Origin of the sequence: Ralstonia sp. Ralssp110, from assembly GCF_047325135.1 — a bacterium.
Classification (GTDB): domain Bacteria; phylum Pseudomonadota; class Gammaproteobacteria; order Burkholderiales; family Burkholderiaceae; genus Ralstonia; species Ralstonia mojiangensis.
In genome coordinates this window covers 79417-100625 of record NZ_CP168609.1, presented here as the reverse complement: position 1 = coordinate 100625, position 21209 = coordinate 79417, and the positions used below count along the sequence as shown (strand labels likewise).

General features: G+C 64.5%; 18 protein-coding genes. 8 read left to right on the top strand and 10 right to left on the bottom strand.

The genetic code is table 11. The features are described from left to right. Positions 1–79 precede the first annotated feature (79 nt). The 7 genes from ACEN9T_RS01150 to ACEN9T_RS01120 all read left to right on the top strand — a co-directional run bounded on the left by ACEN9T_RS01150 (position 80) and on the right by ACEN9T_RS01120 (position 6710). Positions 80–1135 (top strand): 3-keto-5-aminohexanoate cleavage protein, encoded by a 1056-nt coding sequence (locus ACEN9T_RS01150; protein ID WP_024978576.1) that lies wholly within the window; start codon positions 80–82, stop codon positions 1133–1135. 71 nt (positions 1136–1206) lie between these two features. Continuing rightward, positions 1207–2547, top strand: coding sequence for a spinster family MFS transporter (locus ACEN9T_RS01145; protein WP_413706176.1), 1341 nt, complete (start codon positions 1207–1209; stop codon positions 2545–2547). Between the two features lie 129 nt (positions 2548–2676). Further along, on the top strand, positions 2677–3657 hold the full coding sequence (locus tag ACEN9T_RS01140; RefSeq protein ID WP_413706175.1) for a quinone oxidoreductase family protein: 981 nt from the start codon (positions 2677–2679) through the stop codon (positions 3655–3657). Positions 3658–3666: 9 nt separating this feature from the next. Then, positions 3667–4515, top strand: coding sequence for a TauD/TfdA dioxygenase family protein (locus ACEN9T_RS01135; protein ID WP_413706174.1), 849 nt, complete (start codon positions 3667–3669; stop codon positions 4513–4515). A 57-nt stretch (positions 4516–4572) separates the two neighbouring features. Beyond that, on the top strand, positions 4573–5706 hold the full coding sequence (locus ACEN9T_RS01130) for a porin (RefSeq protein ID WP_413706173.1): 1134 nt from the start codon (positions 4573–4575) through the stop codon (positions 5704–5706). Positions 5707–5808: 102 nt separating this feature from the next. Then, positions 5809–6384, top strand: a complete 576-nt coding sequence (locus ACEN9T_RS01125; protein ID WP_413706172.1) for an RBBP9/YdeN family alpha/beta hydrolase — start codon at positions 5809–5811, stop codon at positions 6382–6384. A 14-nt stretch (positions 6385–6398) separates the two neighbouring features. After that, positions 6399–6710: a Rieske (2Fe-2S) protein gene (locus ACEN9T_RS01120; RefSeq protein ID WP_413706171.1), complete on the top strand. Its 312-nt coding sequence runs from the start codon at positions 6399–6401 to the stop codon at positions 6708–6710. 13 nt (positions 6711–6723) lie between these two features. Here the strand turns inward: ACEN9T_RS01120 and ACEN9T_RS01115 are convergent, their stop codons facing one another. The 10 genes from ACEN9T_RS01115 to ACEN9T_RS01070 all read right to left on the bottom strand — a co-directional run bounded on the left by ACEN9T_RS01115 (position 6724) and on the right by ACEN9T_RS01070 (position 20211). Next, on the bottom strand, positions 6724–8091 hold the full coding sequence (locus ACEN9T_RS01115) for an MATE family efflux transporter (protein ID WP_413706170.1): 1368 nt from the start codon (positions 8089–8091) through the stop codon (positions 6724–6726). Next, positions 8088–8702 (bottom strand): DUF2239 family protein, encoded by a 615-nt coding sequence (locus tag ACEN9T_RS01110; protein ID WP_413706169.1) that lies wholly within the window; start codon positions 8700–8702, stop codon positions 8088–8090. The genes ACEN9T_RS01115 and ACEN9T_RS01110 overlap by 4 nt, the downstream gene beginning before the upstream one ends. A 110-nt stretch (positions 8703–8812) precedes the next feature. After that, positions 8813–11566, bottom strand: coding sequence for a molybdopterin-dependent oxidoreductase (locus ACEN9T_RS01105; protein WP_413706168.1), 2754 nt, complete (start codon positions 11564–11566; stop codon positions 8813–8815). Between the two features lie 296 nt (positions 11567–11862). After that, positions 11863–13095 carry an NAD(P)/FAD-dependent oxidoreductase gene (locus ACEN9T_RS01100; protein WP_413706167.1) on the bottom strand — a complete coding sequence of 411 codons (1233 nt, stop codon included), beginning with the start codon at positions 13093–13095 and terminating at the stop codon, positions 11863–11865. 106 nt (positions 13096–13201) lie between these two features. Further along, positions 13202–13540, bottom strand: a complete 339-nt coding sequence (nirD, locus tag ACEN9T_RS01095; RefSeq protein ID WP_024978563.1) for a nitrite reductase small subunit NirD — start codon at positions 13538–13540, stop codon at positions 13202–13204. Between the two features lie 23 nt (positions 13541–13563). Continuing rightward, complete coding sequence (gene nirB / locus ACEN9T_RS01090) at positions 13564–16119, bottom strand: nitrite reductase large subunit NirB (RefSeq protein WP_413706166.1); 2556 nt, start codon at positions 16117–16119, stop codon at positions 13564–13566. A gap of 14 nt (positions 16120–16133) precedes the next feature. Then, positions 16134–17456: an MFS transporter gene (locus tag ACEN9T_RS01085; protein ID WP_092972037.1), complete on the bottom strand. Its 1323-nt coding sequence runs from the start codon at positions 17454–17456 to the stop codon at positions 16134–16136. A gap of 388 nt (positions 17457–17844) precedes the next feature. Further along, the gene (locus tag ACEN9T_RS01080; protein ID WP_092972038.1) at positions 17845–18138 is read right to left on the bottom strand and encodes a hypothetical protein; all 294 of its coding nucleotides are present in this window, start codon (positions 18136–18138) and stop codon (positions 17845–17847) included. Between the two features lie 161 nt (positions 18139–18299). Beyond that, complete coding sequence (locus ACEN9T_RS01075; RefSeq protein ID WP_004627540.1) at positions 18300–18554, bottom strand: GlsB/YeaQ/YmgE family stress response membrane protein; 255 nt, start codon at positions 18552–18554, stop codon at positions 18300–18302. A gap of 112 nt (positions 18555–18666) precedes the next feature. Then, on the bottom strand, positions 18667–20211 hold the full coding sequence (locus ACEN9T_RS01070; protein WP_092972039.1) for a PAS domain-containing methyl-accepting chemotaxis protein: 1545 nt from the start codon (positions 20209–20211) through the stop codon (positions 18667–18669). A gap of 424 nt (positions 20212–20635) precedes the next feature. Between ACEN9T_RS01070 and ACEN9T_RS01065 the strand changes: the two genes are divergently transcribed. Then, positions 20636–21196, top strand: coding sequence for a GbsR/MarR family transcriptional regulator (locus ACEN9T_RS01065; protein ID WP_045201721.1), 561 nt, complete (start codon positions 20636–20638; stop codon positions 21194–21196). Positions 21197–21209 lie beyond the last annotated feature (13 nt).

Here is a 21209-nt window from a genome sequence, read left to right as displayed (position 1 = left end):
GGCGCCAATTGAGAAATTCAAAGCTACCGCTTCCCTATAGTGAAGTCCAGCCGAGACATCCCCTACAGGAGCCCCCAACATGCAATTCCTCGATGATTCGCTGCACCCGGAAAACCAGGACAAGGTCGTCATTACCGTTGCGCCGTACGGCCCGGAATGGATGCCGGAAGATTTTCCCGAAGACATTCCGGTCACGATGGAAGAACAGGTGCAAAAGGCCGTCGATTGCTACAACGCCGGCGCTACCGTGCTGCACCTGCACGTGCGTGAACTGGACGGCAAGGGCTCCAAGCGGCTCTCGAAATTCAACGAACTGATTGCCGGCGTGCGTGCGGCGGTGCCCGACATGATCATCCAGGTGGGCGGCTCGATCTCGTTTGCGCCGGAAGACGAAGGGCAAGCCGCCAAGTGGCTGTCGGACGACACGCGCCACATGCTGGCCGACCTGACCCCGGCGCCCGACCAGGTGACCGTGGCGGTCAACACCACGCAGATGAACATCATGGAGTTGCTGTATCCGGCATATCTGGAGGGCACATCGCTGGCCAATCCAGCGCTGGCTGCAGCCTATGCAGAAATGACCGTGCCCGCCGGCCCCGCCTGGCTAGAAGAACACCTGCGCCGTCTGCAGGCCTCCGGCGTGCAGCCGCACTTCCAATTGACCGGCATCCACGCGCTGGAAACGCTGGAGCGCGTCGTCCGCAAGGGCGTCTACAAGGGCCCGCTCAACCTGACGTGGATCGGCATTGGCGGCGGCTTCGACGGCCCCAATCCGTTCAACTTCTTCAACTTCATCCACCGTGCGCCGGATGGTTGCACGCTGACGGCCGAGTCGCTGCTCAAGAACGTGCTGCCGTTCAACATGATGGCCATGGCGATGGGCCTGCACCCGCGCTGCGGCATTGAAGACACGATCATCGATCAGCACGGCAATCGCATGACGTCCGTACAGCAGATCGAGCAGTGCGTACGCGTGGCGCATGAACTGGGCCGTGAGATTGCCAGCGGCAAGGAAGCCCGCGCCATCTACCGCATCGGCGTGCAATATGACAGCGTGGAAGAAACGCTGGCGAAGAACGGCATGTCGCCCAACCGTGCCCCGAACGTGAAGAACCTGCCGCTGCGCGCGGCCTAAACTAAAAACCGCAGTATCACCGGGCCAACACAGGCGGCGCTCAACGCAAGCGCCGCCACTCGGAGACAACCATGAATCTGCATGCCGCCGACCCGCGCGCAGACCACCACGACGGCTACCTCGTCAGCCGACCCCAGGCGTGGTTCGCGTTTGCAATGACCTTTGCACTGATGCTGTTCGATTACATCGACCGGCAAGTCATCGTGTCGCTGTTTCCGCATCTGAAGACCGCCTGGGCGCTGTCCGACAAGCAACTTGGCGCGCTCGTCTCGGTCATCTCGATCGTGGTGGCGGTGGGTGGCCTGCCGGTGGCGCTGTTGGCCGACCGCTACAGCCGCGTCAAGAGCATCGTCGTGATGGCCACCGTATGGAGTCTGGCAACGATCTCCTGCATGTTCACGCGCAATTACGGACAACTCTTCACCGCGCGCGCCATCGTGGGCGTGGGTGAGACCGGCTACGGCTCGGTGGGCGCGGCACTGATTGCCAGCCTGTTCCCCAAGCGCCTGCGCGCCACGTTGATGGGCGCCTTCTTTGCCGCGGCATCTGTCGGTTCGGTATTGGGTGTGTTGCTCGGTGGCGTGATTGCAGCGCGCTGGGGCTGGCAGGCGGCGTTCGGCGTGGTGGGCGTACCGGGTCTGGTGCTGGCGCTGCTCTATGTATTCGTGCCGGACTACAAGACAGTGGCGATGGCGGCTGGCGGCCCGCAAGTGCGGCAGCCCGCAGGCACGCTCCTGCAAAGCGTTGCGGGCGCGCTCACCAGCTCGCGCACGCTGTGGTGGACGTGCCTGGGCGCAGCCTTCCAGTTGATCGTCGTGTCGACCATCTGGGCGTGGCTGCCGAGCTACCTGAATCGCTATCACGGGACACCGCCGGACCGTGCTGCCATGCAAGCCGCACTGGTGGTGCTGTGCGGTGCGCTGGGCGCCTTCGTGTGGGGTGTGGTGGCCGATGTGGTTGCAGCGCGCCGCCAGCGCAACCGGCTGATTGCCGTGGCTGTGCTGGCCGTGGTCACGCTGCTCGTATTCATGGCGGCGTTCGGCATGAGCATGCCGGCCAACCAGCAGTTCCTCCTGATCGCCTTCGGCGGCTTCTTGATGACGTGCACGGTGGCGCCGGCTTCGAGCGTGGTGTTCGATGTGGTGCACCCCGGCGTGCGCTCGACAGGCGCCGCGGTGCTGTCGCTGTTCCAGAACCTGTTCGGCCTGGCGATCGGGCCGTTTGTGGGCGGCGCCATGTCCGATGCATGGGGCCTGCAGACTGCCCTGGCCGTGATGCCGGTCTTCGGCGTGGTGGCTGCGGGTTGCTTCTTGCTGGCCGCACGCAGCTATGAAGCTGAACTCAAGCGTGTGGCTAACGTGTCGATCGACGCGGCGCCCGCCGCGACCCCTGCCGCCGTGGCTTCCGCATGACGCCCTTGCTCAGCTAACCGCGCGCCGCCTTCAAGGCACCCATCCCCTCTCCGCTTTGACCGCGTCTCCTGAACGAGCCGCGCGGGCGGCGCGCACCCAAACATCTTGAAAAGCATCCAGGAGATACCCATGGCAACCGCAATCCGCTTTCACGAAACCGGCGGCCCCGAGGTCTTGCGCTGCGAGACCGTCGAGGTCGGCCAGCCCGGCCCGGGACAGGTCCGTCTGCGCCACGAGGCCGTCGGCCTGAACTTTGCCGACACCTACTTCCGCTCGGGGCTCTACCCTGTGCCGCGTCCGGCCGGCATGGGCGTTGAGGCGGCAGGCATCGTTGAAGCCGTCGGCGATGGCGTGAGCAACGTCGCCGTGGGCGATCGCGTGACCTATACGGGCTTCATCAACACGCTGGGCGCGTACAGCACCGAACGCCTCATTCCGGCTGCACCACTGATCAAGCTGCCCGCTGCCATCGCCTGCGAAACCGCCGCCGCCATGACCATGCGCGGCCTGACGTCGGCCTACCTGCTGCGCCGCATCTACCCGTTTGCAAAAGGCAACACGATCCTGCTGCATGCGGCCGCCGGCGGCGTGGGGCTGATCGTCTCGCAGTGGGCCAAGCTGCTTGGGCTGACGGTGATCGGCACGGTATCGAGCGAAGCCAAGGCCGACATCGCCCGCGCGCACGGCTGCGACCACGTCATCAACTACGCGCACGAAGACGTTGCAAAGCGGGTGCGCGAACTGACCGACTGCGTGGGCGTGAACGTGGTGTTCGACAGCGTGGGCAAGGCCACCTTCGATGCCTCGCTCGATTCGCTCAAGCGACGCGGCCTGATGGTATGCGTCGGCACGGCGTCCGGCCCGATCGCGCCGTTCAACCCGCAGCTGCTGGCGATGAAGGGATCGCTTTACCTCACGCGCCCGGCCCTGGCCGATTACATCGCCGACCCGGCCGAGAAAGCCGAGCTTGCCGGCGAGCTGTTCGATCACGTCGCCGCCGGTCGCATCAAGATCGAAATCCACCAGCGCTACGCATTGGAAGACGCCGTGCAGGCCCACCGCGATCTGGAAGCACGCAAGACGACGGGTTCGTCCGTCTTCGTCATCTGAGGGGCCGTCATGCGCATTGAACAACTGACCAACGCCCTGGGTGCCGAGCTGACCGGCGTGCAATTGCGCGACGCCATCGAAGACGATGGCCTGTTCAGCGAAATCCGCGCCGCGCTGCTCAAGCACCGCGTCGTCTTCCTGCGCGACCAGGACCTGAGCCGCGCGCAGCACGTCGCATTTGCCCGCCGCTTCGGCGATCTGGAAGACCACCCCGTGGCCGGCAGCGACCCCGAACACCCTGGCCTCGTGCGCATCTACAAGACGCCCGATCACCCGAACGACCGCTACGAGAACTGCTGGCACGCCGACACCACGTGGCGCGAAGCGCCGCAGTTTGGCGCCGTGCTGCGCTGCGTGGAATGCCCGCCCGTTGGCGGCGACACCATGTGGGCCAACATGGTGCTGGCCTACGAGAAGCTGCCGGACGACGTCAAGCGCGACATTGCGGGCCTGCGTGCCCGCCACAGCATCGAGGCCAGCTTTGGTGCCGTCATGCCGATCGACAAGCGTCTCGCACTCAAGGCGCAGTACCCCGATCCGGAACACCCCGTGGTGCGCACCCACCCCGAGACCGACGAGAAGGTGCTGTACGTCAACGGTTTCACGACCCACTTCACGAACTACCACACCCCTGCGCGCGTGCGCTACGGGCAGGACGCCACGACAGGTGCATCGGAGCTACTGCGCTACCTGATCAGCCAGGCCTACATTCCCGAATACCAGGTGCGCTGGCGCTGGAAGCCGAACAGCGTGGCCATCTGGGACAACACCGCCACGCAGCACTACGCGGTCATGGATTACGCGCCGTGCCATCGGAAGATGGAACGCGCCGGCATCATCGGCGGCAAGCCATTCTAACGATCGTCGGGACACATCGGACCCGTCGGCGATAACACCAAGAGGAGACCCTGCAACATGAAGACGAAGCACATCGCCCCCGCTGCACTGCTGGCCTGCGCCGGCGCGGCCTGCGCGCAATCCGGCGTCACGCTGTATGGCGTGGTGGATACCAACATCGAATATGCGACGAACCTGCCGGGCGCCACACCGGGCAGCTCGGGCAATCGCGTGTCGATGCAAAGCGGCGGCCTGTCAGGCTCGCGCTGGGGCCTGCGCGGCGTGGAAGACCTTGGCGGCGGCCTGAGCGCCCTGTTCGTGCTCGAAAGCGGCTTTGCAAGCGACACGGGCCAATCGCAACAAGGGGGCCGGCTGTTCGGGCGCCAGGCCTACGTTGGGCTCAAGAGCAGCACGATCGGGCAGTTCACTTTCGGCCGCCAGTACACGACGCTCTTCCAGTTGCTGGCCAACTTCGAGCCGATGGCGTATTCCACGCAGTACGAACCGGCCGCCGTGCAGACCGGCGTCAACTTCCGGTCCGACAACACCGCCATGTACACAGGCAACTTCGGCCCGGTGACTGCGCAGGCGCATTGGTCATTCGGCACGGGCGCCCCGAGCGCCAACCCCACCGGCGGCGGCAACGGCGAGGTGCCCGGCCAGGCGCGGCGCGACAGCGGCTACGGCGCGGGGGCGGCCTATTCGTCGGGGCCACTGGGCGCCACGCTCGCGTATGACCAGTACAACCCGAGCACGCCGCTGGGCGGCGGCGCATTCAGCTCCGGCACTGTGCGCAAGGCGGCGCTGGCCGGCAGCTATCTGGTGGGCGATGTGCTCAAGGTCATGGGCGGCTACCGCTGGGGCCAGAACAAGAACGCCAACGGCAGCGTGGCGCTGCGCGACGACTATTTCTGGGCTGGTGCCAACTATCAGGCGACGAACGCGCTGATGCTCTCGCTCGAATACTCGTACCAGAAGATCAAGACCATCAACAGCGCGCCGTCCACGCAGGCCAACCCGTGGCAGGTCGCGTTCATTGCCGACTACACCCTTTCCAAGCGCACCGATCTGTACCTGACCACGGCCTATGCGCGCAACGCGGGCCTCGCGCTGGACCAGGCCACGGTGGATCTCAACGCCACGGGCTATGGCCTCGCCGCAGGCAAGACCAGCATGCTCGGCGCGGCCGTCGGCATCCGTCACAAGTTCTGAGCGGCCGACATCCAAAAGCACCACGGGAGGCGGACTCCGCCGTCTCCCCGGTCGGCATTCGAGGAGGGCGACCTCCTCGTTTTTTCTTCATGGCGTTTCATCATGACGTTGTCCAACCCTTCTCCCACCATCCTCATGGTGCCCGGCCTGCGCGACCACGTGGCCGAACACTGGCAGACGCTGCTCGAGGCCGAACTCCGGGCGGCAGGCCACAAGGCCGTGTCGGTCCCGCCGCTGGAGGTCGACAAGTTGAGCTGCGCGGCACGGGTCGCAGCGTTGGACAAGGCCATCAGTGCCATCGCGGGTCCGGTGATCCTGGTGGCGCATAGCGCAGGCGTGATGATCACCGTGCACTGGGCTCGGCTGCACACGCGCAAGATCCACGGCGCCCTGCTGGCCACCCCGGCCGATCTCGACACGCAGTTGCCGTCGGGCTACCCCACGCACGACGTGCTGCAAGAAAACGGCTGGCTGCCCTGCCCGCGGCATCCGCTACCGTTTCCAAGCATCGTCGCCGCGAGCCGGAACGACCCGCTGGCCTCGTTCGAACGCGTGGCCAGCATGGCCGCCGACTGGGGCAGCCGACTGGTCGATCTCGGGGATGTCGGACACCTCAATCCGGCATCGGGCTTCGGCCCCTGGCCGGGGGCGCAGGCACTCATCGCTGCCCTGCGCTGATTCGGGAGGCCAGCATGTCGCACGCCGTGTCGATCCCCTTGGCGGAACTGCCGCAGGGTCAACGCAAGCTCATATGGATTGCGGACCGGTGCATCGCGCTGTTCAACATCGACGGCGCGGTCTACGCCATCGACAATGCGTGCCCGCATCAAGGGGCGGCGTTGGCCAACGGGCCACTGGAGGGCACGTGGCTGCGGTGCCCCGCGCATGGCCTGCGCTTCAATCTGGCGGCACCGGCGACGGGCCTGTGCCTGACGCATGTGCCGATCAGCATCGCCGATGACACGCTGGCCGTCACGCTCGGCGGCCCGCAAGACGGTGCGTAGCTCCACGGGCCCATCACACCATGCGGCGGATGCCGAACCGCTGCGCACGGCGTCGCCACACGAGCGCGTAATACAGCCCTTGCATCACGAACATGGCGAGGAAGGCAGCCGGGTACGCAGCCCAGATGCCGTCGGTGCCGATATGCCGGCTCAGCACCCAGGCCACTGGCACTTCCACCGCCGCAATGGCGAGGATGGAAATCGCCGTGGGCGCCATCACCGTACCGCTTGAGCGCATCACGCCCGAGAAGACGCTCGCCATGCCAAAGATGACCGAGCTCCACAGCGAGATATGCAGCAGGCTCTGGGCAAGGCTCATCACCTCCGTGTTCGTGGTGAACCAGCCGATGACGGCACGCGAAAACAGCAAGGCCATCACCACCAGCACGCCGGTAATGGCCACGTTGAGCCACAGCCCGGTGCGCGTGATGGCGTCAAGCCGCTCCGTATTGCCCGAGCCGATGGCTTGCGCGCCGAGGATGGACGCCGTAATCGCAATCGACATGGCGGGAAACTGCACGTAGCTGATGATCTGCGTGCCGGCGCCGTAAGCGGCCGTCGCGTCGGAGCCGAAGCCGTTGACGAAGGACAGCAGCGCCAGCTCGGCAATCGAGATCACCACAAGCTGCACGCCCGTCGGTACCCCGATCTTCAGCACGGTTTTGAGCACCCCGAAATCGACCCACAGGTGCCGCGCCAACACGGCATCAGGCGCGAGCGGATGACTGCGGCGGCGCAGGAAAAAGGCGAGCCAAACCAGCGCGACCGTAAACGAGATGATGGTGGCCACAGCGCCGCTTGCCACGCCCAGTTGCGGCAAGCCGAACCAGCCGCGAATGAAGGTGGGTGTCAGCACCAGCCCGATCGACGTCGACAGCGCGAGCGTGCGTAGCGGCGTGCGCGTGTCGCCCACACCTCGCATCATCGCCGTGGCAAGCAGGTAGACGAACAGCCCCGGCATGGCATAGAGCATGACGCTGGCATAAAGCGTGGCGTCCTGCAGGATGTCGGCCGGCGTGCCGAGCCACCCCAGCAGCGCGTTGGCGAAGGGGCCGCCCAGCAGTGCCACCGCCAGCCCGACGATGAAGCCCACCGACAACGTTGTCCCGGCCACGGTCTTGACTGCCTCGGGCTTCTTGGCGCCCCACGCCTGCCCGATCAGCACCGCCGCACCGGACCCGAGTCCGATGATGAAAGCGATGAAGAAGAACAGGATCGGGAAGAACGCCGACACCGCGGCGAGCGCCTTCACGCCCAGCATGTGTCCGACATAGACGTTGTTGAGCGTGCCCGACAACGATTGCAGGATGTTGGCTAGGATCAGCGGGCCCAGGAATGCAATGAATGTTCGCCACAGCGGGCGAGCAGCAGGCGCTGTCATGCAGCCTCCTGTTGAGGATTGAATGCCTGGCTCGCCAGTTCGCGCGCAAAGTCGCGCACGTCGGCGGGCCAGGATTGAGTGAGGGAAGCGAACGCCACGGCATCTGCGGCAAACAAGGCGCGTGTGGCATCTTCAAAGCCTGCGGCGTTGCCGGCCATGGCGGACATGAAGCGATACGCCGCCTCTTGCGCAACGCGGCGGCGGTCTGCGCCTTCGGCGGCGCGGCGCGCGTCTTCCACCAGCTTGCGCAGCGTAACCGACGCCCCGCCCGGCTGCGCGGCCAGCCAATCCCAGTGGCGCGGCAGCAGGGTCACCTCGCGGGCAATCACGCCCAGCTTGGGGCGGCCGGGGCCACGCGGGCGGCTTTCGGATTCGGTGGGTTCAGCGGCAGATGGGACGGCGCGATCGAGCCGCGCCAGCACGTCTTCAACCGTGCCGCGCAAGTCGAATTCCACGGGCTGTGCGCTGGTGTTGTCGAACACCAGCACCGGCGATTCGGGATGCGCATCGAGGTGAATCTTGACGGCCCGTGCGACATCGCGGACGGGCCCGCCGGCCAGGCGTTGTGTGCCGGCAAAGGCCGTGCACGCGTGGATTGCTGCGGCATCCATGAGAAGCGCTCCTGCTGAAGTTTCAACAGAAACGCATTCTACCCGGGTTTAATTGGATGTCAATATTACCCGGACATAAAAGCAGTCTGGTGCGTAACGTGATGCAAAGGTCATGCGGCCTGCTGCACGCGCGCCTCCACCAGCAGCCGTTTGAGTTCCGGCACGCATGACCCGCAATTGCCGCCCGCCTTCAGGCAAGCCGTGATCTCGCTGGTGGTTTGCAGGCCCTTGGTGCGGATGGCATCGCAGATCGTATTGCGGCCCACGCCAAAGCACGAGCACACGGTTGGCCCCACATCGACGCCCGCTTCGATCGGCTGGCCGAGCAGCACGCCCGCGCGATCGACATCTTCCAGGCGCTCTTGCGCGAACAGGCCCGCGAGCCAGTTGCGCGACGGCAGATCCGGGCGCGGCGAGAGAAACACGCAGGCTTCGATGCGGTCATCCACCACGTGCACGGCGCGGTAGACATGCGCAGTGGTGTCTTCATATTCGAGCCAATCGGCATGTGGGTCGGTCACGCCCAGCAGCGCGCGCGCCCAATCGTGTGCGGAGCCAAGATGCTGGCGGCCGGCCAGCTCATAGCGCACGAACTGCTTGCCTTGAATGCGCGTCCACCACGTTGCATCGTCGGTGTCGAGTGCACGGCGCGAGAGGACGAAGCCGTGCCACGCCACATCGAACGGCTCGACCATCACCGGCGTGTGCTTGAACTCCGGCTCGCCCGACACCGGGTCGACCACCGGATTGACGACCGCGCCCACGCGCGCATCGGAAGCAAACTGGCCGTTCCAGTGGATCGGTACGAACACGCTGCCGCGCGCGATGCCGCCCGTCATGCGCACACGTGCCACCACACTGCCCCAGCGCGATGACACGCGCGCCAGGTTGCCTTCGCGCACGCCGGCCAGCAGCGCATCGTGCGGGTGCAGATCGACAAACGGTTCGGGCACGTGGTCCGCCAGCTTGGGCGCGCGGCCGGTGCGCGTCATGGTGTGCCACTGGTCGCGCACGCGGCCGGTGTTGAGGATGAGCGGATATTCGCCATCTGCCGCATGCGCGGGCGCACGGGCAGGCGTCGGCACGAAACGCGCGCGGCCATCGGCGTGGGCGAAACGGCCATCGCTGAAGAGGCGCGCTTCGCTGTTGCCCGACGTTGCGATGGGCCATTGCACCGGCGACATGTCGTTGTATGCATCGGTATCAAGCCCCGTCAGGCCGCCCAGATGGAAGGCGCGACGCGTGCCGCTCGCATCGTTGGCGTAGGCGGACAGGCGTGCGTGTTCATCGAACACATCGCCCGGGCTCTTGAATTCGAAGCCGTCGTAACCCATGCGGCGGGCCACGTCGGCGATGATGTCCCAGTCGGCGCGTGCCTCGCCGGGTGCGGGCAGAAAGGCGCGCTGGCGCGAGATGCGGCGCTCGGAGTTCGTCACGGTGCCGTCTTTCTCGCCCCAGCCCAGCGCGGGCAGCAGGATGTCGGCCAGAACGGTGGTGTCGGTGGCTTCAACGATGTCGGAAGCGACGACGAGCTCGCACTTGGCCAGCGCACGGCGCGCCTGGTCAGCATCGGGCAGGCTGACCACGGGGTTGGTGCCCATGATCCACACGGCCTTGATGCGCCCGTCTTCGATGGCGTTGAACAGATCGACCGCCTTGAGGCCCACCTTGTCGGCCATGCGTGGTGCGCCCCAGAACGTCTGCACGAGGTCGCGATGCGAAGGCTCGTTCAGTTCCATGTGCGCGGCCAACATGTTGGCCAGACCGCCCACTTCGCGTCCGCCCATCGCATTCGGCTGGCCGGTAATCGAAAACGGCCCCATGCCCGCACGGCCGATACGGCCCGTGAGCAAGTGGCAGTTGATGATGCTGTTGACCTTGTCCGTGCCCGCTGTCGACTGATTCACACCCATCGAGAACGCGGTGATGGTGCGTTCGGTCTCGGCAAACCAGTTGTAGAACATCAGCAGATCGTCGAGCTTGAGCTTGCAGGCCTTGGCAACAGCTTCGATGTCGTGGCTCTCGGTGCCGGCGGCTTCCAGGGCGGCGTCCGGGCCGTTGGTGTGCAGCGTGACGAAGTTGCGGTCCACCACACCACGCCGCGAGAGGAACGACAGCAGGCCATTGAACAGCCACACATCGGTGCCGGGTTTGATGGGCAGATGCAGATCGGCCAGCTCGCACGTGGCCGTGTGGCGCGGGTCAACCACCACCACCTTCATCTCAGGCCGCGCTTCCTTTGCGCGCACGATGCGCTGGAACAGGATCGGGTGACACCACGCCGTGTTGGAGCCCACCAGGACGACGAGGTCTGCCGTTTCCAGATCGTCGTAGCAGACGGGCACGAGGTCTTCGCCAAACGCGCGCTTGTGCCCGGCCACGGCCGACGACATGCACAGCCGCGAGTTGGTATCGATGTTGGCCGTGCCGATGAAGCCCTTCATCAGCTTGTTGGCGACGTAGTAATCCTCGGTCAGCAACTGGCCGGAGACGTAGAGCGCAACGGAATCCGGGCCGTGCTCTTCAGCGATGCGGCGAAAGCCGTGCGCGACCGCATCGAGCGCGGTGTCCCACGACACGCGTTGCAATGGCGCCGGCTTGGTGAGCTGCGCGGCGTCCACATCATGCGAGCGATGGCGCATGGCCGGGTGGAGCAGCCGGCCGTCCAGGCTGACGGTCTCGCCCAGCGCCGAGCCTTTCACGCACAGGCGCCCTGCGTTGGCGGGATGCGTCGGATCGCCTTGAATGCTGACACTGCCATCCGCCTGCGGGGTCGCGAGCACGCCACAGCCGACGCCGCAGTAGGGGCAGGTGGTACGCACGGCGTTCGTTATTGGGTGAATGGGGATGGTGGTCATCGTCATCTCTGTGTTGCTCTGCGTGATTGGTGCATCCCTGGTTTCACCCCCTGCCGGGGGCGACTCACTTTCTTTGTCTTGCCAAAGAAAGTAAGCAAAGAAAGGCGCGCCCGAGATGGCGACTTCCCCTTGAATTTCTGTAACCGGGCGGGGAAGGAGGCAAACTCGCTTCGCTCAAACAAGCCTCCTTCCTTTTTCCGCCCGCTTACATAAATTCAAGGCGCCATCCAGGGCAGATAAGTCAAAGGCCACACCGGCGGCATGCAAAGTGTGTTGCCGGTTTCGCGTCTTACCAGTGGTCATTACGCGGCTTCTGCTTCGCACAGCGCACGGCCAAACAACAGGCGCTGGCGAATCGGTGTGATCGGGGTCTGGCGCTGGATCATGTCGAAGTACCACGGGCCGTCGGCCACGTCGCCGTACAGCACCGCGCCGACAATGCGGTCCTCTTTCAGCACGAGGCGCTTGTAGACGCCGCGGCGCGGGTCGCGCAGCACGATGTCTTCGGTGCCATCGCCGCCGATGAAATCGCCAGCGGAATACAAGTCCACGCCCGTGACCTTCAGCTTGGTTGCCGTGGCCTGCTGGATATAGCGGCGGTGTCCGGCGCCAGCCAGGTGCGCGGCACACACGCGGGCCTGATCCCAGATTGGCGCAACGAGACCGAACGTTGCGCTGCGGTGTTGCACGCATTCGCCCACGGCGTAGATGCGTGGGTCGTAGGTTTGCAGCGTGTCGTCGACGATGATGGCGCGTTCGCAATGCAGGCCGGCGGCCTTGGCAAGCTCAATGTTCGGGCGCACACCGGCAGTCATGACGACGAGGTCGGCGGGAATTTGGGTGCCATCCTTGAACCGCACGGCGGTCACACGGTCGGTGCCAAGCAGCTCCGCCGTATGCGCGCCCAGCAGGAAGCGCAGGCCCTTGGCCTCCAGCGCCTTCTGCAACAGCTTGGCGGCCGGCTTGTCGAGCTGGCGCTCCATCAGGCTGTCGGGCAGGTGCACCACGGTCACGTCCATGCCCTGGCGCATCAGGCCGTTGGCGGCTTCCAGCCCAAGCAGGCCACCGCCGATGACGACCGCGTGCCGGTGGTTGCGGGCCGCCTCCAGCATTGTCTCCACGTCCTGAATGTCGCGGAAGGCGATCACGCCCGGCAGCAGGTGTCCCGGCACCGGCAGGATGAATGGCCGCGAGCCGGTGGCGATCAGCAGGCGGTCGTAGCGCACCTCCACGCCATCGCGCGAGCGCAGTGTGCGGCGCGGGCGATCGATAGCAACCACCGGATCGCCCGCATGCAGCGTGATGTGGTTCTGGTCGTACCACTCGCGCGTGTTGAGCATGATGTCGTCAACCTGCTTCTCACCCGCCAGCACAGGCGAGAGCAGGATGCGGTTGTAGTTGCCGTGCGGCTCTTCGCCGAACACGGTCACGTCGTACAGGTCCGGCGCCAGCTTGAGCAACTCTTCGACCGTGCGCATGCCGGCCATGCCGTTGCCGATGACGACCAGCTTGGGACGTACGGTCTTGGCGTTCATGCTGCCCTCTTCTGAAGGTTGTCGGTCATTTGATTCACTCAGTGCCGGCGGCCATCGGCATGCGCCGCCGTGTGTCTGCCCACTGCGCAGGGCAGCCGCTTACGGCTCATGCCGCTACCCAGACCTTGCCGTCTTCCACCTTGGTCGCGTACGCGTGCACGGAGTTGGCCGGCGCTTCCAGGCACTCGCCCGTGGTCAGATCGAAATGCTGCTTGTAGATAGGCGACGCGACGACAATGCGCTCGCCCAGGTTGCCGACCAGTCCGCGCGAGAGCACGGCGGCGTCGGAGTTCGGGTCGTAGTTGCCGATGGCGTACACACTTTGTGGTGTGTTACCGCCCACGCGGAACACGGCAACCTGGTCGCCTTCCACCAGCGCGCAGACGCCGGTGTTGGGAACGATGTCGTCCAGGGCACAGATCGGGGTCCAACGGGATGCTTGCATGGCGTTCTCCTCTTCTCTCGGGCTCAAGCGGCTTCAGCAACAACGGGAATGCGCACGGGCCGCGTCTTGGCACGCTCCTCGACCGTCGCCGGGCGGATCTGGCCACGCTCCTCGACGAAGACGACATTCGCATCCTTCGCTTCGCTGTTGACGAAGTGACGGAAGCGCTTGCGTACCTCGGGGTTGGTCACGGCCGTCTTCCACTCGTCTTGATAGGTGTCGACCACGTGCTGCATGTCGGCTTCGAGTTCCGCCACGATGCCCAGCTTGTCGTTGATGACCACGTCTTTCAAATAGTCGAGACCGCCTTCGAGGTTGTCGCGCCACGTGCTCGTGCGTTGCAGGCGATCGGCCGTGCGCACGTAGAACATCAGGAAGCGGTCGACATACCTGATGAGCGTTTCCTGGTCCAGGTCTGCCGCCAGCAGTTCGGCATGACGGGGCTTCATGCCGCCGTTGCCGCACACATACAGGTTCCAGCCTTTTTCGGTAGCGATGATGCCGACATCCTTGCCTTGCGCCTCCGCGCATTCACGCGTGCAGCCCGAAACGCCAAACTTGATCTTGTGCGGCGAGCGCAGGCCCTTGTAGCGGTTCTCCAGCGTCACCGCAAAGCCCACCGAATCGCCCACGCCATACCGGCACCATGTGGAGCCCACGCACGACTTCACCGTGCGCAGCGACTTGCCATAGGCATGGCCCGACTCGAAGCCGGCCGCAATCAGCTCTTCCCAGATCAGCGGCAACTGCTCCAGACGCGCACCGAACAGGTCGACACGCTGGCCGCCCGTGATCTTGGTGTACAGGCCGTATTTCTTGGCGACCTGCCCCACGGCGATCAGGCCGTCTGCCGTCACCTCTCCGCCGGGCATGCGCGGCACCACGGAGTAAGTCCCATCCTTCTGGATGTTGGCGAGGAAGTAGTCGTTGGAATCCTGCAGGCCGGCGTGCTCTTTCTTGAGCACGAAGTCGTTCCAGCACGAAGCGAGGATGCTCGCGACGGCCGGCTTGCAGATGTCGCACCCCATGCCGCTGCCATGCGCCTCCAGCAATGCTTCGAACGACTGGATGCGGCCCACGCGCACCAGGTGATACAGCTCCTGGCGCGAATACGGAAAGTGCTCGCAGATGTGATTGTTGACGGCCAGGCCTTGCTTCTTCATCTCGGCCTTCATCACCTGCGTCATGAGCGGCACACAGCCGCCGCACGAGGTGCCGGCCTTGGTCGCATCCTTGAGCGCGCCTACGGTGGTGGCACCGGCACACACGGCCTGGCACAGCGCGCCCTTCGACACATCGTTGCACGAGCAGATCTGCGCGCTATCGGGCAGCGCATCCACGCCCAGTGCGGGGCGTGCATTGCCATCGGCCTGCGGCAGGATCAGGAATTCCGGCGCCTCAGGCAGCTCGATACGGTTGAGCATCATCTGCAGCAGCGTGCCGTATTCGGCCGCATCACCCACCAGCACGCCGCCCAGCAGGTACTTGCCGTCTTCCGACACCACCAGCTTCTTGTAGATCTGCTTGCGCTCGTCGGTGAACTGCACGCTGCGGCTGCCCGGCGTCACGCCCTGCGCATCGCCCAGGCTGGCGACATCCACGCCCATCAGCTTGAGCTTGGTGCTCATGTCAGCGCCGCTGAACTCTGCCGCATCGTCGGCCGCCAGGATCTGCTTGGCGGTGATGCGCGCCATCTCGTAACCGGGCGCGACCAGGCCGTAGACCTTGCCACCCCACAGCGCGCATTCGCCAATCGCGTACACGTCGGGCGCGGAGGTACGGCACTCGGAGTCGATCACGATGCCGCCGCGTTCGCCCACCTCCAGACCGCAGGCGCGCGCCAGCTCATCGCGCGGACGGATGCCGGCCGAGAAGACGACCATGTCGGCTTCCAGGTGCGTGCCGTCGGCAAAGTTCAGGCGATGCGTCGCCGTTTCGCCGTCGACGATCTCCGAGGTGTTCTTCTGCGTGTGAACGGTCACGCCAAGATCTTCGATCTTCCGGCGCAGCATGCGGCCGCCGCCGTCGTCCACCTGCATGGCCATCAGGCGGCCGGCAAACTCCACCACGTGCGTTTGCAGGTTCATGTCACGCAGCGCCTTGGCGCATTCAAGGCCCAGCAGGCCGCCACCAATGACGACGCCCGTCTTGGCGCGCTGGCCACATTCGGCCATCGCTTCGAGGTCTTCGATGGTGCGATAGACAAAGCAGTCTTTGCGGTCTTTGCCCGGCACCGGTGGCACAAACGGCGACGAGCCCGAAGCGATGACGAGCTTGTCATACGGCAGCACCTCGCCGGTGGAGGCCGTGACCGTTTTGGCAGTGGTGTCGATGGCCGTGGCGCGAGCGTTGAGCTTGAGCACCACGTCGTCGCGGTCGAAGAAGCCCGGGGCCACGAGCGAGAGATCTTCCGCCGTCTTGCCCGTGAAAAATTCCGACAGGTGCACGCGGTCGTATGCGGGGCGCGGCTCTTCGCACAGCACCGTCACCTCAAGGTGATGGCCCGGTGTGTGCAGCAGGCTTTCCAGAAACTTGTGGCCCACCATTCCGTGGCCAATGACGACGATCTTCATGGTCATGGTGATGTCCTCTTTCAGGCGTTGCCGGCGGCGGCCAGCGTGTTGTCGTACAGCGCTTGTTCGCGCGCCTTGTGTTCTGCCGAGAAACGCACGGCGATGGCGCAGATGGCCGACAGCGCCACCAGCACGCCGAGGATGGACAGCGTGGCCTGCGTATCGGCCATGCCCTTGAGCAGGAAGCCCGCCGCCACCGCGCCGGCGTTGCCGCCCGCGCCGATGATGCCGGCCACGCCGCCCAGCGCGCGGCGGTCAATGAAGGGCACCAGCGCATACGTCGCGCCGCACGCCATGTGCGTGAACAGGCCGAAACCGAGCATCGCGAGCACTGCCACCGTCACGCTTCCTGCATGGGCGAAACCGAACAGGCCCAGGCCCTCGCCCACCATCAGCACGCACAGCAGTTGAGTACGCGCATCCAGGCCGCGCTTGGCTGCCACGCGGTCCGACACGATGCCGCCCAGCGCGCGTGCAAACAGCGCCAGCAGACCGAAGCTCGCCGCAGCCATGCCCGCAGCCGAGAGCGACAGACCAAAGTGATCGACGTAATAGGTGGCAGCGATGTTGTGGATGAAGATTTCCACGCCAAAGCACGCGCCGTAGGTGATGAACAGCAGCCACACGCGATAGTTGCCAGCGGCCGCCACGAAGCTGCCCCAGCCGCCCTTTTTGCCGCCTTCGATGGTCTTGCCGGCGGCGCGCAGCGCGCTGAAATTGCCTTCCGGGCAGTCTTGCGTATAGCGCCAGTAGAGCGCCGCGACGATCAGCATCGCCACGCCCGGCACCACCATGGCAAGGCGCCAGCCCATGCTCTGCGTTACACCCATCATCACGATGGCGGTGAGCAGCAGCGGCATCGTGCCTTGTGCCACACCGCCGCCCGCATTGCCCCAGCCTGCAGCCGCCGCGTTGGCCGTGCCCACCACGTTGGGCGCGAACATGACCGACGTGTGGTACTGCGTGATGACGAAGCTCGCACCAATCGCGCCGATCGCCAGGCGGAAGAAGAGGAAGGTTTCGTAGCTTTGCGCGAGCGCCACGCCCAGCACCGGGATGGCGCCCAGCAGCAGCAAGCCGGTATAGGTCTTGCGCGGGCCGAAGCGGTCGCACAGCGGGCCGACAATCAGCCGCACCAGGATCGTCACCGCCACCGCGGCGATGTTGATGTTGGCGATCTGGCCGGGCGTGAGGTGGAACTCGCCCTTGAGCACCGGCATGAGCGGCGCACAGGCAAACCATGCGTAGAAACACACGAAGAACGCGAGCCACGTCAGATGGAAGGCGCGCATCTGCGGCGTACGCAGGCTGAACAGGTCGATTCGGGTGGCTTTGCCGGTCATGTTGAATCCCAATCAGGGGCCGAAAAAAAAAAGAAAGGCGTCCGAGAGCCCGGCTGCAGTAGCCGGGGTCTGGGACGCCGTTGTCCAAGTAGCCCTGAGCACCAGGGCCTTCACCACGAAGAGCACAGATCGCCTTTGACCCGCGCGATGGTGCTATGCAACAGGTATGCCAGGCGGGCAAAGCCTTGAGCTATCGCGGTTTGCAGGAGATTGAGGAGAAGTCGCCGCCCGCGCGTGCCTCATGCGGGAGCACCGCGCCGCACGGTTTCGGTGCAGATGCGATTCGCGATGGTGCGGCACAGCAAATGCGTGGGCCGCCACCAATGGCGACCGACACATCACGTGCATGACCGGTGGAAGGAGAAGCTGCCGGGATCCGTAACCGACGTCAGTAGCCGTGCGTCACGATCGACAGCACAGACAGATCCGGATGCGTGCCGTCAACAATGCTGCGCGCCACGTGCATGGCTTCCTCCATTGCCTCTTCGGGGCTGTGGAAGGTGTCGTCCCCGTCGGCATGAAAGGGCACGACGTGACCGGGCAACTGCGGATCGGCGCCAGGGTGGCACACGTAGCCGGTGTAGGTGTAGCGCGTGGAGTTTGCCCGCGTCGGGCTTGGCACAACGTGAATCTCGAACCCTTCGTAGAGTTCTTGCGGTGCGGTGGTGAGCTGGTCAGACATGGTGGCCTCGCTGGGTTAGCGTGTACCGGCCGCGCTGGTGCTTGTGGCGTGGCGCGACTGCCCTTGGTTCAACCAGTCTAGGTGATGAGGTGCATGTTGAAATCCGGCGGTTGGATGACATCCGCATCCACCGCCGTTCTTGGGTCTGGTGCTGCCTTGCGCTATGCGCGCTTGATCAGCCGAATGATGAACAGCAGGATCACCGCGCCGATCACCGCCGTGATGATCGAGCCGATCCACCCGCCGCCCAGCGAGATGCCCAGCACCCCCGCCAGCCATCCGCCGATGAACGCACCGACGATGCCGACCACGATGTCGACGAAGATGCCGAAACCGCCACCCTTGACCAGGATGCCGGCAAGCCAACCCGCCACCGCGCCGATGATCAACCAGGCAATCAAACCGTGTGAGGCCATGTTCGCGCTCCAAAGAATGTGCGTTTTGAGGGACGTTACCGCACAGGCATAGTAGGCGAAGACCGCACAATCGCGATGTGGCGCTCACTCGGTTTTTGCAATTGCATCGTGCTCAACGGAACACGTTGACCGCCTCCACCAGGCGTGTGGCCTGAATGCGCAAGCCCTCGGCCGCCGCCGCGCTCTGGCCAACCAGCGTGGCGTTCTCCTGCGTGACCTGATCCAGATGGTTGACCGCCTGGCTGACCTGCGTGATGCCGTCGGTCTGCTGCGCCGTCGCCAGGCTGATATCGGCGATCATGGCCGAGACCTTTTTGACCTGCTCGACGATGTCGTCCATGGTCTTGCCGGCATCGTCCACCAGCCGCGAGCCCGATTCAACCTTGTCGACACTGGTGCCGATCAGCTCCTTGATCTCCTTGGCTGCACCCGCGCTGCGCTGCGCAAGCGCACGCACCTCGCCTGCCACGACGGCAAAACCCCGACCTTGTTCGCCGGCGCGCGCGGCCTCCACGGCCGCATTGAGCGCCAGGATGTTGGTCTGGAAGGCAATGCTGTCGATCACGCCGATGATGTCGGCAATCTGCTTGGCACTCTGCGTGATGGCGCTCATGGTGGCCACGACCTGCTCCATGGCACGGCCGCCATTGACCGCCGCCTGCGTAGCCGCGCTCGACAACGTGTTCGCCTGCCCGGCCGTCTCGGCATTGCTCGCCACCGTGGCGGTCATCTGCGTCATGGAGCTGGAGGTTTCTTCCAGGCTCGCGGCGGCCTGCTCGGTGCGGGTGTTGATGTCGCCGTTGCCCTTGGCGATCTCCTGGCTGGCCGATTGCACGTTGATGACCTGCTCTGCCACGTCGTCGATCAACCAGCGGAACATCAGCCCGAGCTGGCTGATCGTGCGCAGCGTCATGCCGATCTCGTCCACGCGGTCTGCGATGGCGACTTTCCGGCTCTCGCCCGAGGCCACGCTCAGCGCAAGTTCCTGCAGTTTTTCGAGCGGCGTGGCGATCTGCACCTTCAATGACCACGAGGCAATCGCCAAAGCCACAAGCAACGCGCCGGCAAAACCGCCGAGCGCCGCGCCAGAGAGGCCGAACGCCCACCCTATTGCCAACAGCGCGGGCAGCAATGTGAGAAACGTGAGCCGAATGCGCCAGCGCACCGGCATCACCTGAAACACCGAACGCCAGGCCATCAGCCCGGTTCGCACGATCAGGCCCTTGTGAAACTTGCGGCTGCCCGCCTGGCCGGTGCGGAAATCTTTATAGAGCGCCTCGGCCGCCGCGATTTCTTCGCGCGTGGGCTTGGTGCGCACCGACATATAGCCGCTGGCCCGTCCGTTACGCACCACGGGCGTGGCGTTGGCACGCACCCAATAATGGTCGCCGTTCTTGCGACGGTTCTTGACCAGCGCCGTCCAGGGCTGCCCCGCCTTGAGCGTGGCCCACATATCGGCAAATGCCTCGGTTGGCATATCGGGGTGCCGCACGATGTTATGTGGCTGGCCTTCAATTTCTTCGCGGGAAAAACCGCTCACTTCCACAAACGCTGCATTCGCATAGGCGATGTAGCTCTGGGTGTCTGTGGTTGACATGAGCGTGGCGTTGTCCGGGAACTCGTATTCGCGCTGGGTGACAGGTTCGTTGACACGCATGGGGGATCTCCTTTGATGATTTACTTCGCAACGGATTATCGGCACATAACTGGATTTATTAAGACCCGATAACCTCGTTTTGCAACGCCCCGCAATTCAGCTGCCGTAGCAAATACTGCATTCTTGAAAATGATTCTTATCTGCCTTACCCGCCTTCTTTCTCGCCTCCGCCAGCAAAGCGATGCGGATTACTTCCGCACGCTGGCCTCGTAATACCTTATTTGCGTTAAATATTGTCAGATAAAAAAGATAAAAATCCCGATATTGAGGCACCAAACGTTTTATTGTGAGTTTTTCTCACACTTGAGGCACCTTCCGCCTGCTGCCAACGCCCCACACGCCCCGCGACAGCGCGTCACATCCCAAGGGCGGAAAGGGGGGCTAAACTTTCAGAAATTCCTGAAAATTGAGAAAGATCAAAACAATGCAACTCTCCCCCTTGAAACAGCGGTTCGTTCTGCATTTCGGTGAGATGGGCAGCCGCTGGGGCATCAACCGCACCGTCGGGCAGATCTACGCCCTGCTCTACGCCGCGCGCGAGCCGATCAACGCGGACGAGATCGCCGAGGCGCTGGGCTTCTCCCGCTCAAACGTGAGCATTGGGCTAAAGGAGCTGGAGTCTTGGAAGCTCGTGCGGCTATCGCACAAGCCGGGTGACCGGCGCGAATACTTCTCCGCCCCGGACGACATCTGGACCATCTTCCGCACGCTGGCCGAGGAGCGCCGCAAGCGCGAGATCGATCCCACGCTCTCGTTGCTGCGCGACGTCATGCTCGAATCCCCCACCGATCCGGATGACCGACACGCTCAGGCGCGCATGAAGGAGATGTATCAGCTCATCACGCTCATGACCAACTGGTTTGACGACGTGCAGAAACTCGACGCCGAATCGTTGCAGCAACTCATGAAGATGGGCTCCAAGGTGCACAAGCTGCTGGAGATGAAGAACAAGCTTGCCGTGGTCGTTGGCGGCAAATCGAAGTAGCCCGTATCAAGAA

What these genes read in the sequence shown, in the direction of transcription:
- ACEN9T_RS01150 (WP_024978576.1), top strand. Translation starts at nt 80, where the DNA reads ATGCAATTCCTCGATGATTCGCTGCACCCGGAAAACCAGGACAAGGTC.
- ACEN9T_RS01145 (WP_413706176.1), top strand. Translation starts at nt 1,207, where the DNA reads ATGAATCTGCATGCCGCCGACCCGCGCGCAGACCACCACGACGGCTAC.
- ACEN9T_RS01140 (WP_413706175.1), top strand. Translation starts at nt 2,677, where the DNA reads ATGGCAACCGCAATCCGCTTTCACGAAACCGGCGGCCCCGAGGTCTTG.
- ACEN9T_RS01135 (WP_413706174.1), top strand. Translation starts at nt 3,667, where the DNA reads ATGCGCATTGAACAACTGACCAACGCCCTGGGTGCCGAGCTGACCGGC.
- ACEN9T_RS01130 (WP_413706173.1), top strand. Translation starts at nt 4,573, where the DNA reads ATGAAGACGAAGCACATCGCCCCCGCTGCACTGCTGGCCTGCGCCGGC.
- ACEN9T_RS01125 (WP_413706172.1), top strand. Translation starts at nt 5,809, where the DNA reads ATGACGTTGTCCAACCCTTCTCCCACCATCCTCATGGTGCCCGGCCTG.
- ACEN9T_RS01120 (WP_413706171.1), top strand. Translation starts at nt 6,399, where the DNA reads ATGTCGCACGCCGTGTCGATCCCCTTGGCGGAACTGCCGCAGGGTCAA.
- ACEN9T_RS01115 (WP_413706170.1), bottom strand. Translation starts at nt 8,091, where the DNA reads ATGACAGCGCCTGCTGCTCGCCCGCTGTGGCGAACATTCATTGCATTC.
- ACEN9T_RS01110 (WP_413706169.1), bottom strand. Translation starts at nt 8,702, where the DNA reads ATGGATGCCGCAGCAATCCACGCGTGCACGGCCTTTGCCGGCACACAA.
- ACEN9T_RS01105 (WP_413706168.1), bottom strand. Translation starts at nt 11,566, where the DNA reads ATGACGATGACCACCATCCCCATTCACCCAATAACGAACGCCGTGCGT.
- ACEN9T_RS01100 (WP_413706167.1), bottom strand. Translation starts at nt 13,095, where the DNA reads ATGAACGCCAAGACCGTACGTCCCAAGCTGGTCGTCATCGGCAACGGC.
- nirD (WP_024978563.1), bottom strand. Translation starts at nt 13,540, where the DNA reads ATGCAAGCATCCCGTTGGACCCCGATCTGTGCCCTGGACGACATCGTT.
- nirB (WP_413706166.1), bottom strand. Translation starts at nt 16,119, where the DNA reads ATGACCATGAAGATCGTCGTCATTGGCCACGGAATGGTGGGCCACAAG.
- ACEN9T_RS01085 (WP_092972037.1), bottom strand. Translation starts at nt 17,456, where the DNA reads ATGACCGGCAAAGCCACCCGAATCGACCTGTTCAGCCTGCGTACGCCG.
- ACEN9T_RS01080 (WP_092972038.1), bottom strand. Translation starts at nt 18,138, where the DNA reads ATGTCTGACCAGCTCACCACCGCACCGCAAGAACTCTACGAAGGGTTC.
- ACEN9T_RS01075 (WP_004627540.1), bottom strand. Translation starts at nt 18,554, where the DNA reads ATGGCCTCACACGGTTTGATTGCCTGGTTGATCATCGGCGCGGTGGCG.
- ACEN9T_RS01070 (WP_092972039.1), bottom strand. Translation starts at nt 20,211, where the DNA reads ATGCGTGTCAACGAACCTGTCACCCAGCGCGAATACGAGTTCCCGGAC.
- ACEN9T_RS01065 (WP_045201721.1), top strand. Translation starts at nt 20,636, where the DNA reads ATGCAACTCTCCCCCTTGAAACAGCGGTTCGTTCTGCATTTCGGTGAG.